The organism is Deltaproteobacteria bacterium (assembly GCA_016931625.1).
In the GTDB taxonomy this organism is placed as follows: domain Bacteria; phylum Myxococcota; class XYA12-FULL-58-9; order XYA12-FULL-58-9; family JAFGEK01; genus JAFGEK01.
The window spans coordinates 1-11,350 of the sequence record JAFGEK010000157.1 but is presented as its reverse complement, the minus strand read 5'-3'; the positions used below and the strand labels follow the sequence as shown (position 1 = coordinate 11,350).

At 38.5% G+C, this 11,350-nt stretch carries 9 protein-coding genes; 5 read left to right on the top strand and 4 right to left on the bottom strand.

Annotated features, from left to right (window positions below; translation table 11 throughout):
* Nucleotides 1–280: 280 nt before the first annotated feature.
* Nucleotides 281–970, bottom strand: a complete 690-nt coding sequence (gene hypB, locus JW841_13310; protein MBN1961918.1) for a hydrogenase nickel incorporation protein HypB — start codon at nt 968–970, stop codon at nt 281–283.
* The gene (hypA, locus tag JW841_13305) at nt 971–1,312 is read right to left on the bottom strand and encodes a hydrogenase maturation nickel metallochaperone HypA (GenBank protein ID MBN1961917.1); all 342 of its coding nucleotides are present in this window, start codon (nt 1,310–1,312) and stop codon (nt 971–973) included.
* Between the two features lie 106 nt (nt 1,313–1,418).
* Here hypA and JW841_13300 point away from each other — a divergent pair, with 106 nt between their 5' ends.
* The 5 genes from JW841_13300 (at nt 1,419) to JW841_13280 (ending at nt 8,143) form a co-directional block, all read left to right on the top strand.
* Nucleotides 1,419–2,261: a glycosyltransferase family 2 protein gene (locus JW841_13300; protein ID MBN1961916.1), complete on the top strand. Its 843-nt coding sequence runs from the start codon at nt 1,419–1,421 to the stop codon at nt 2,259–2,261.
* Between the two features lie 120 nt (nt 2,262–2,381).
* The gene (locus JW841_13295) at nt 2,382–2,693 is read left to right on the top strand and encodes a hypothetical protein (GenBank protein ID MBN1961915.1); all 312 of its coding nucleotides are present in this window, start codon (nt 2,382–2,384) and stop codon (nt 2,691–2,693) included.
* Nucleotides 2,694–2,908: 215 nt separating this feature from the next.
* Nucleotides 2,909–4,558, top strand: a complete 1,650-nt coding sequence (locus tag JW841_13290; GenBank protein ID MBN1961914.1) for a PAS domain S-box protein — start codon at nt 2,909–2,911, stop codon at nt 4,556–4,558.
* A complete protein-coding gene (locus JW841_13285; protein MBN1961913.1) occupies nt 4,548–5,939 on the top strand; it encodes a sigma-54-dependent Fis family transcriptional regulator in 1,392 nt (463 codons plus the stop codon). Before JW841_13290 ends, JW841_13285 begins: the two co-directional genes overlap by 11 nt.
* A gap of 269 nt (nt 5,940–6,208) precedes the next feature.
* A complete protein-coding gene (locus tag JW841_13280; protein MBN1961912.1) occupies nt 6,209–8,143 on the top strand; it encodes a response regulator in 1,935 nt (644 codons plus the stop codon).
* 140 nt (nt 8,144–8,283) lie between these two features.
* Here the strand turns inward: JW841_13280 and polA are convergent, their stop codons facing one another.
* Nucleotides 8,284–11,043: a DNA polymerase I gene (polA, locus tag JW841_13275; GenBank protein ID MBN1961911.1), complete on the bottom strand. Its 2,760-nt coding sequence runs from the start codon at nt 11,041–11,043 to the stop codon at nt 8,284–8,286.
* A gap of 57 nt (nt 11,044–11,100) precedes the next feature.
* A partial coding sequence (locus JW841_13270) for a PIN domain nuclease (GenBank protein MBN1961910.1) occupies nt 11,101–11,350 on the bottom strand: 250 nt, incomplete at its 5' end.

Below are 11,350 nucleotides of genomic sequence, written 5' to 3'. Positions count from 1 at the left end.
TGCAGTTGAAATTTTAACTGCAGAAGAATTTTTAGAAAAATATTTATAGTATTTTATGATTGTTTTTATTTCTACTCATGTTTTTAATAAAAATCTATGCTCGTATAGCGGTTTCCTCTTGAAGTGATTGTAACGAGACACGACAGACCGTTGCCGAAAATAGCGGTGCGAGGAGTGAGCAGCGCAGGAATATTAGACATATCTCGAGCAGCGAAATGACGAGGCCGCCATTTGCAGGCAGGTATGTCGTGTCACAGTAGAACAATTCAAGAGGAAACCGCTATAATCTATGCTGGAGTTGTTTATCAAGCCACGCCAACCACTCAGACATCCCTTCACCAGTACGTGCGGATAAACATATTAGTCGTGGTTGTGGCATTATTTTTTTTAATGCCTCCTGTATTGCTTCAACACGTACGTCAACATGCGGTAGTAAATCAATTTTAGTTAACACTACTAAATCAGCTTTGCGAAACATTACCGGATATTTATAGGGTTTATCTTCGCCTTCGGTTACAGAAAGCGTAACGACATTAGCAGCTTGCCCGAGATCATAAATTGCCGGGCACACTAAATTGCCCACATTTTCAATAAAGAAAATATCAAATTGCTGCCAAGCAAAATCATGTAAAGCATGATGCACAAGCGCCGCATCAAGATGGCAAGCAGAACCAGTAGTAATGCTTTTGGCTAAAATACCACTAGCCTCTAAACGTTTTTGGTCATTATCAGTGGCTAAATCAGCGCTAACTGCGCCAATACGTAAATTAGCTTGATTATTGCGAGCTGTAGCTTCAAGTAGAGCGGTTTTGCCCGATCCTGGTGAGCCCATTAAATTGAGAGCTAATACCATATGTTCTAAAAAGTGCTCGCGATTATGTTGCGCCTGTTTGTCATTGGTAGCCAAAAGGCTGGTTTGTACTTCAATAGGAACTACATTTTTGTCACCACAACCACATGCTTCACACATTTATGGCACCTCTAATTCAATACGTTCTAAAATAATATCTGCTCCAGACTTTAAAAAAGCGGCTTCACCACATTTGGGGCATTGTAAATATTCAGTATTAGATAATTCAGTTTTACAACCTTTGCATACCCAAATTGCTGGTTTATATTTAATTTCAAGTTTGGTTTGAGCACAAAGCGTACCTTCGCGCGCAATTTGATATGCAGTTTCAAATAATTCTGGGTCAACACCAGATAATTCCCCAACCGAGATTTTTAAACTATGCACCGAAATTGCATTATGCGCCTTGGCTTCATCGTTTATGCGCTCTAATAAAGATTGTACTAACGAATATTCATGCATGCCTACCTCTTATTTGTTAGATAAGGTGCAATGCCATTTACAGTTTAGGCAAATAATAAGTAACTATTTGCATGGGCTAGCGCAATAGGCTTGTTTTTAAGAAAGGATGATGCACGTGCGCCTTGGTGGTTTTGTAATTCATGGTAATAGTCACGCTACTTTAGGGCGTTGTTTAGATAGTCTTGTTGCGGTTTGTGATGAAGTATTGGCTGTGGATTCTAAGTCAAATGATGGTTCAAGAGAATTATGCGCGGCGCGCAATGTTCGGAGTGTAATTACTGACTGGCATGGTCCAGGGGTAGCGCGTCAAATTGCCGCGCGTGAACTTTCACATTGTGATTATTTATTTTTTCTTGATGCTGATGAGTGGCTTGAATCTAAAGCAATCGAATGTTTAAAATCTATACACCAACAAAATTTGCAATTACCTCATTATAGTGTGCGTCGACGAGATTGGGTAACTCACGGTACACAACGGTACTTATTTCGTAAAGAGACACGCGCAAGATTGGTGCGACGTGATGCAGCGATATGGCAACCCACATGGATTGTTCATGAAGCTCTACCGAAGCGCGCTACTAAACCATTAGGTATTTATATTGAACATCATTTTGCACAACATCCTGAAGAACTTCGTAAAAAGCAGGCAGTCTATGCTTTTTTATGGGCGGTTCGTGCATTTGCTGAAGGTCGTAAATCACGTAGTAGTTTTGGTCGTGTTTTTGCTAGTGCTTTTCGAGATGCTGTTATTAAAGGAGCTTTATGGCGTGGTGGTATCAAAGGTTTAACTATGTCTCTGGCAACGGCACAGTATCACGGTTTAAAATATAAGTATTTAAATGCGATTAATCGTGGAAATTATTTTGAGGCGATCAGCATTTTTCGCAATGGTAACTATAATGAGCTGTTTAATATGGTTCAAAGTGGTCCACCGTTGCTGATTGAGTGACACAAAAGTTTCAATAAAGATAAATGTATAAGTGCTAGAGTTTAAAAAATCGGATAAATTATTAGTTTAACAGATGCAGATCATGTTCCGTATAATAGATTGTGCCTACAAAAGGAGTGCATGATGGCTGCTATTCCCGCATTGGGACCCGCAACTATGTTAGCATTAGATGAACAATTACAGGCTGCTCAAGAGAAAATTGCAGATCTTGAAGAAAAACTTGCACGTGCCACCGAAGTACAACAGGCTGGCACAGTGCTGCTTTTAGCAGCGTTGGTTAATCGTTTAGGTGGTGAAGTTGTACTAAGTAATGACGAAATGGGCGATCTCAGCGGAGAATTGCAGAGCTATGAAACTTTTGGTGGTCGTATATTTCGCCTAATTAGTGATGATGCAAAATCAGAAAAAACTAATAATGCTTGCTATGAATGATCATTAGATCGCTTCTTATCTTCTTGTAGTATTTCTATCATTTTTTAATAATTTCATTTTTTATTGTTGTTTTTATAGAGACACTATAAAAAAGCATATGTTAACTAATGACGTTGTAAAGTCTACAACATCATACACATGAAATTTTATTAAGTTGATATGCTATTTTTTTGCGATTGTAATATGAGCATCAAAAATCATAAGGTAAATATTAAATGATAGAGTCAATAAGCCAACAGATAATTAAAACCATCGGCGCGGCAGAGAGTTTTGAACAAGCATTAGATGGCATATTAAAAATATGTTTACATGAAAGCGGACTGAATGCTGGTGCAATTATAGTCCCATATTTGCAGCATGGATTTCGTATTGCTTGTATGCAGGAGCTTCCGGCTTCTCATAAAAAAATTCTTGATTCTCCAAGTATCGATTCACTTTATGGTCGTACGGTTTTACAGCAATTACCATTTTATGGCCCCGCAAAGGCTTTATTCTTTCAAGAGAGCCAAAAAAATAGTGAGCAGATATCAGACGGTATCGCCTTGGTTCCAATTACCTATAAACATCGGATTATTGCGGCACTGCATATTATTGCGCATAATTGTGATGAAATTGCTTATTCAACACGTACAATATTTGAAGATATAGCGATACTTAGCGCCGGTATTTTATCTCACTTAGCTGATTTTGAGCTTATAACCCAAAAAAATAAAGAACTTGTACATCAAGAGCAGCATTTTAGCACGGTAATAAAATTAATCCACGATGCAGTAATATCATTTGATAATCAAGATAACATAATATTCTGGAATCACGCAGCGCAATCGATATTCGGCTATTTTGCGAGCCAAGCATTAAATATGCGTGTACCATCGCTTTTACCATCGCGTTATCGTGATACTCATGAACACTATAAAGTTCAGCTAGTCACTATTAATAAAGATAAAATTGACGATATACCTAATGTTGATAATCATTTAACTAATCAAGAGTTATTATCAATTAGTAAAAGTAAATCTATAGAAGATAGTATTGAGATTATGGGTCAACGCCAAGATGGCAGTTTATTTCCGGCGCGATTTTTAGGTAGAACTTGGCAAAGTAATAATCAAACATATTATACTTACCTTGTTCGTGATCTAACTCAAGAACGCCAGCTTGAATCAGTAGCCAGTGCAATTAATGTTATGGAAAATATTGGCTATGTCTTTAGTGGAATTCGCCACGAGTTAGGTAATCCGGTAAATAATATCAAGACAACTTTGGCTGTATTACAACGCAAACTTGACGAGTATGAAAAAGAAAATATACGTGAACACTTAAGTTGGATCACATTAGAGGTTTCTCGAGTTGAGTATCTATTACAATCTCTTAAAGGGTTTAGCATGTTTGAAAACCCTGTTGAAGAAGATATTAATGTTTCAATATTTTTAGAAGAATTTCAGCAGCTCGTACAAAATGACTTACAAAAACGTTTTATTCAATTAAACTTAGAACTAGATCCAAATGCTAGATCTCTTTGTGCTGACCCACGCGCACTACAGCAAGTAATGCTCAATCTTATTAGTAATGCGATTGATGCTGTAAGCGACCGCGTTGAGCCTACTATTACTATTAAAACAATACGCCGAGAATCTTGGATAGCTATTGCTGTGCATGATAATGGTTGTGGTATGACGCATCAGCAATTGCAGCAATTATTTAAACCATTTTATACAACTAAACGCAGTGGTACGGGTTTGGGGCTATCTTTAGTGCATAAAATGGTATCACAAATGAATGGCAGTATTGCTTTTGATAGCGTTGTCGAACAAGGTACTACCGCTACTATTTATTTGCCAGAGAGTGTCTCACGTGAACCATGAACAATTAAAAACTACAATTTTGCTAATTGATGATGATCGTAAGTTTACTAAAGCAGCATGTACTTATTTGGCCGATGAAGGACTGTATGCAATCGCTGCGCATTCGCGTAGCGAAGCTCTTGAAATATATAAGCAACATCCCATCAAAATTGTACTACTTGATCAACGTTTGCCTGATGGTAGTGGTGTTTCATTATGTCAGCCGTTTTTGCAACAAGATGACGCCCTTAAGATAATTTTTATTACTGCTTATCCGAGTTTTGAAAATGCCGTATTAGCAATTAAGGCTGGAGCTTATGATTATTTAAGCAAGCCCTTAGAATTAGAAGCCTTATCACATGCAATTCGTCGAGCCTTTCGTACAATAGAATTAGAATGTGTTGATCGAGTGCAGAATTATCATAATGAACATGAACGTCTTGAAACCCGATTGATTGGCGCTCAAACTGGTTTAGCAGACATAAATACTACTATTGATCGTGCAGCTTTTTCACAGGTTCCTATATTTATTACCGGTGAGACCGGTACCGGAAAAAATGTGGTGGCTAAAGTGCTACATTATCGTGATCAACAACGTAAGGGTGCTTTTATTGCTACTAATTGTGCAGCTATTCCCGAGAGTTTACTTGAGGCTGAACTTTTTGGTTATGTCAAAGGTGCTTTTACTGGTGCTAGTCAGCGACGTCGTGGTGTTTTTGAAATGGCTGATGGTGGTACATTATTTTTAGACGAAATAGGGCTGATGCCAATCTCCCTTCAACCCAAAATATTATGCGCTATTGAAGATAAATGTATTCGCCCCGTTGGTAGTGAAAAAAGTATTCCTATTGATGTACGCATTATAGCAGCGACAAATGCTGATCCAGCAAAAGCAATTAGTCAAGGTCGATTACGTGAAGATTTATACTATCGTTTGAATGTAGTACATATTCATTTGCCAGCATTGCGTAAACGTCGTCAAGATATTCCGCTTTTATGCAAACATTTTATAAATGAATTAGGTTCCGGACGTGAAGTGAGTTTTGCTGAAGGTGAAGTAGAAAAACTTATGAACTATCAGTGGCCCGGTAATGTTCGTGAATTAAAAAATGTCATAGATCGTGCTTTAGTTCTGCAGGGTGAAACTGCTTTGCGACCTTCTGAATTGTTAGGTTGGGGTCAAACAATGCCAAGTTACAGCATAGCAAATACAACCCCAGCTAAAATGTTGTCATTAGGCGAGGTAGAACGCCGACATATTTTAGCCGTAGTAAAACAATGTGGTGGCAATCATACTCATGCAGCTAGAATATTAGGCATCTCTTTGAGCACTTTAAAGCGCAAACTTATTCAATATTCTCAAGATGATAATTCGAACTCAAACTATAGCAAAGTGAACTAGTAGCTCATTTTGAGCTACTTATTTTGGCAAAAAATAACTTAATTTTAATTATAATAAATATTATGAGCCACTTGCAAAATTCAATGTAATTAACAATTATAATAACAATAACGTTATTACCGCGAAAGCTAGAATCCGTTAATGTTATGTAAAAACAATATGTTATGGACTGGTGCGCTTTCGAAACTGATTCAAATCTACATCTATTTTAACAATATTACCGCAGTTGGTATTGGATGTGCATAAGTCTCAACGTTCGCGGATTAATTATGCATCATATTTTAATTGTTGATGATGAAGAAAGGTTTGTAAAAAACCTTGAGAGCGTGCTAGCCGGGCACGGCGAAGAATTTTCAATTTCTTTGGCGGCTCATGGTCGTCAAGCGATTGAATTATTAAAAACACGACCAGTAGATTTGGTAATTACCGATATCAAAATGCCGGTAATGGATGGTTTTGAGTTGTTAGCGTATCTCAATCGCGAACATCCACATATTCCGGCTATAGTAATGACGGCTTTTGGTAACAGTCATGTTGAAAATCGTGTTACTAATCTTGGAGCGGCTCGTTATTTAGAAAAGCCTATCGATATTGAATTATTAGAAAATAGTATTTTTGATACATTATCAGTGGGCGCTACAGGTTATCTTGAGGGCATTACTCTCACAACCTTTTTACAGTTAGTTGAAATGGAGGGTAAAACCTGCACGATTTCGGTTAGTCATAAATCACGTAACGGCAATGTATTTTGTGTTGAAGGTAAAATCATAGATGCGGTGTCAGATAATTTAGTTGGTCAAGAGGCATTGCAGGCTATGTTGTTACTTAGGGGAGCAACGCTTTCAATACTGGATAAGTGCAATAAACGTGAAAGACGTATTCACACTAGCATTCAAAAACTTTTAGGGCTGCCAGCTTCTGTAAGTATTAGCAGCGAAAATAATGTAGATAATTTAGCCGCAAACCAACTGATTTGGCGTCTTTTACCTTTAAAAGTATTGTATGAAGCACATATAAACGATGCCAATGGCGAGGTTGTTGTTCGTTGTGGTGCCAAGTCAGCACGTATCTTTTTATCTAATAATAAAATTGCGTGGATTGTTAATGGCAGTATGGGTATGACATTTTCACGTTTTTTAGTTCAACATGCACATTTAAAAAGTGAAGATCTCGAAGCGGTATATAGCGAAGCTAGACGCACGCGACGCAATTTCGGCGAAGTAATCGTTGACTGGGGTTTGGTGGCCAAAGATGCATTACGACAGCATTTACTTGAATATAATGCCTACTCTTTACTTGATTTATTTACTTGGCCGCAAAGCGAAGCAATGTTTATTCCTGACGCAAAGGTGTTTCATGGCACACTTACTTTTGATTTAGGCGAAATTCTTCGCTCTATGTTAGTACTTGATAAAGAAGAAAAACTTCCGTTTGTTCCATGTGGCATAACTAAAGACAAAATAGCGATTCAGCCGCGTGGCGCCTTTTTAGGTTTAGGCGATTTATTAGTTCTTAATTTAGCAACTAGAGCTAAAGGAATTATAAGTGTCATTGGTGAACAGCACCAAGGTGAGGTGGTAGTAAGCGATGGTGTCATTGTTCATGCCGCTATTGATTCAAATGTTGGAGAAGCAGCTTTTAGAGAAATCGCCAAAATGGGCGATGCAGTTTTACGTACCAGAGTGTTGTCAGATCCCGTGACAAAAACAATTGCAAGTCATGCACATCAACTTCTGTTTGGCACAGTAGTTAAAGCAGTTAGCAAAACAACTGAGAGTCAACAGGTTACATTTGGGACAGAAACATCAGTCCCTACTACTAAGGAGGAAAGTATGGTTGACATAAATAAAATCAACCAGGCGGTTGCTTATTTGAAACAGCAACTTGGTGAGGGGTTAATGGCTACCGATATTTTTATGACTGCCGATGGTCAGTCAATCGCTGGCTATAACAGTAATCACAAAGCTTGCGCCTTGTTTAATCAAATGACCCAGTTTTTAGCTAATACACTAGGTCGCAGTGGTTTTCCGGCGCTTAATCGTTATTATTTAATGGATCTTGTTGATAACAAGATGGTGGTAGTTGCGCCGATGGGAGCATACCAATGGGGTATGCTCATCGATACTAGCAAAGCCACAATGGGCCTTTTATTAAATGTGGTACTGCCAGAATCCTTAGGAATGGCGGTCGAGGCGCTAAAGTAATATTTTGGCATTAATAAGACCGTGATAATAAACTAAAGGGAGCCGGTCGGCACGACGCCACCGGGGAGGGAGGTACAGCAGGTATCCATGCTAACCGGCTCTCTTTTTAATAACGGCGCGTTTGATGTAATTGTTTATCATTAATGCGCACTCGCCCAATCATAACCTACACCTACATCAACCGTTAAAGGTACAGCTAGCGGCATCACTAAACTCATGGCTTCTTTGACTAGCTCAACAGCGAGATCGCATTTTGCCTCAGGAGCTTCGACTACTAGTTCATCATGAACCTGTAATAGTAGGCGGATGTCTGGGGCATTTTTATTTATCTCGTCGTATAAGCGTAACATTGCCATTTTTATTAAATCAGCAGCGCTGCCCTGAATAGGAGTATTCATAGCGATACGTTCTGCCCCTTGACGAATATTGCGATTTTGACTGTGCAGTTCGGGTAAATAGCGTCGGCGTCCGGCAATGGTGCTGACATAACCGCTAATACGTGCGGTTTGAATCGTAGTGTCAAAATAATCGCGAATACCTGGATAGCGGCTGAAGTAAAGCTTAATATAGGCAGCAGCTTCACCTCTTGGAATACCTAATTGTTTTGCTAAGCCAAATTCAGATAAACCATAAAGAATACCAAAGTTAATGGCTTTAGCACGACGGCGTGCTTCAGCATTAACGGGGCCACCACCAGTTATAATTTCAAAAGCGGTGCGATGATGAATATCTTCACCATTTTTGTAAGCGTTAATGAAGTTTGTGTCTTTTGAAAGATGCGCCATAACGCGTAATTCTATTTGTGAATAATCAGCAGAGATAAGTACATGTTTAGGATCAGCAATGAAGGCAGCACGAATACGACGTCCATCATCAGTGCGAATAGGTATATTTTGCAGATTAGGATCTGAGCTTGATAAACGCCCGGTCGCAGTACCGGTTTGATTAAAACTCGTGTGCACCCGACCAGTTTCAGGATTTATCATGCGAGTGAGTAAATCAACATAGGTGCTTTTAAGTTTTGCCAAGGTTCGGTGCTCAAGAATAATTCGTGGAATTTCATGTTCGCTAGCTAAAGCTTCTAAGGTTTCTTGATCAGTTGAATAACCTGTTTTAGTTTTACGAGCAGTAGCAAGACCTAACTTATTAAATAATAACTCTTGCAGTTGTTTAGGTGAAGCAAGATTGATTTTGCCACCAATAAGCGTGTAGGCGTGTGATTCAAGTAAAGTAATACGCTCATTTAATTCACTGCCGAGGGTGGCAAGTCGATTAGCATCAACTAGAATACCGTTATGTTCCATATTAGCTAGTACGGATACTAAAGGTAATTCAAGTTCACGATAGAGTTTATTTAGTTGTTGCTCTTCTATTTCAGAGCGCAAAATATGACATAAACGCAAGGCTACATCAGCATCTTCAGCAGCATAAGTAGTTGCGGTTTCAATAGCGACTTCTTCAAAACCGATCTGAGACTTGCCTTTGCCGGTAATATCGGTATAGCGAATATTTTGATGACCAAGTTTTTCTGATGCTAATGCATCTAGAGAATACGACACCCGTGTTGATGACAGTACATAAGCGGCAATCATGCTATCATCACCTATACCTTGTAATTTAATACCGGCACGAGTGAGTACATTAATATCGTATTTTATATTTTGTCCGACCTTTAAAATCTGCGGGTCGCATAAAATTGGTTTTAAAAAAGCAAGCGCTTGGGAAAGTTCAATTTGTTTTGGTACACCAAGATAGCGATGTGCAATTGGTATATACACCGGCGCCAAAGAATCTACTGCTAAGGCAATGCCGACAATATCCGCACGATGTGCATTAATAGAAGTAGTTTCTAAATCAAATGATAAATACTTATGCGCTTTAGCCTTTTGCATTAATTGCTCAAGCTCATTGAGATTAAAAATCGTGCGATAACTACTATAATCGATCGTTTGATTATATTCTGAAGACAAAGAATCTTGATCAACAGTAGGGGCATATGGTGTGTTTGTAGGTAAAACGATTTGATTGTTGCTATCTTCTAAACCCAGGTCACGGATTAATCCTGAGGCCTCAATACGTTGCAAAAATGGGAGCAATTTTGCCGAAGCAGGATTTTGATATTGCCAGGCATCTATATTTAGCTGCACTGGGGCTTTATGGTCGAGAGTAGCTAAACGTTTTGAAAGCCTAGCCGATTCTATATTATCAATCACCGATACTTCAGCAGCACTTAATTTTTTTGATGATTCATTTAAGTTTTTATAAATAGTCTCGATATCACCATAAGCACAAATTAATTTGGCCGCAGTTTTGCTACCGATTTTTGGCACGCCTGGAATATTATCGCTAGGATCGCCAGCCAGGGCTAAAAGATCTGCTACTAATTCAGGAGGCACACCAAAGCGCTCAATAACATCTTCACGGTTATAATATTTATTTTTTAGCGGGTCGAACATAGTTACATGCGGTGCTACTAGCTGCATTAAATCTTTATCGCCAGAAACCAACATAACTTGGTGGCCACTTGCCACAGCCTGGTCAGTTAAGGTAGCCAACAAATCATCAGCCTCATAACCAATTTTTTCAATTACCGGGATATCCATCGCTGCTACTAATTCGCGAATTAACGCAAACTGTGGCACTAAATCTTCAGGCGGAGCATCACGATTTGCTTTATACTCTGTATATATTTCATGGCGAAAATTTTTCTTAGCCGTATCAAAAGCGATCGCCAGCGAAGTTGGTTGCTCATCTTTGATAAGCCTTGAGAGCATACGCGCAAAACCAAAAACTGCATTGGTTGGTAGACCAGCGCGGGTCGATAGCGGTCTAATGGCATAATAAGCCCGAAAGACGTAGCCGCTACCATCGATAATATGAATTATTGGTCGTGGTGTCATGTTGGATCCAATAACCATATAAATAGCGATTGGCCAAGTAAAAATGTTTGCACTTGATTAATGGTTTTGGGGAGCATAAATTTTAACTTTATGAATTTTACTCATTAAATAAAAATGATTATCTAATGTATATAATTCGCTATTATTTTGCATGGCGTTTTGAAGAATTATTAAATCCGCTATACCTACTTTATTAATGCCATTTTTTAAGTTTGTAGTTTGCAATGCAATTATTTCTTTCCAGTTAATTAGCAAAGATAACTTATGTATTTGCTGCATTAATGTGATTAATTTATTTTGTTTTTGC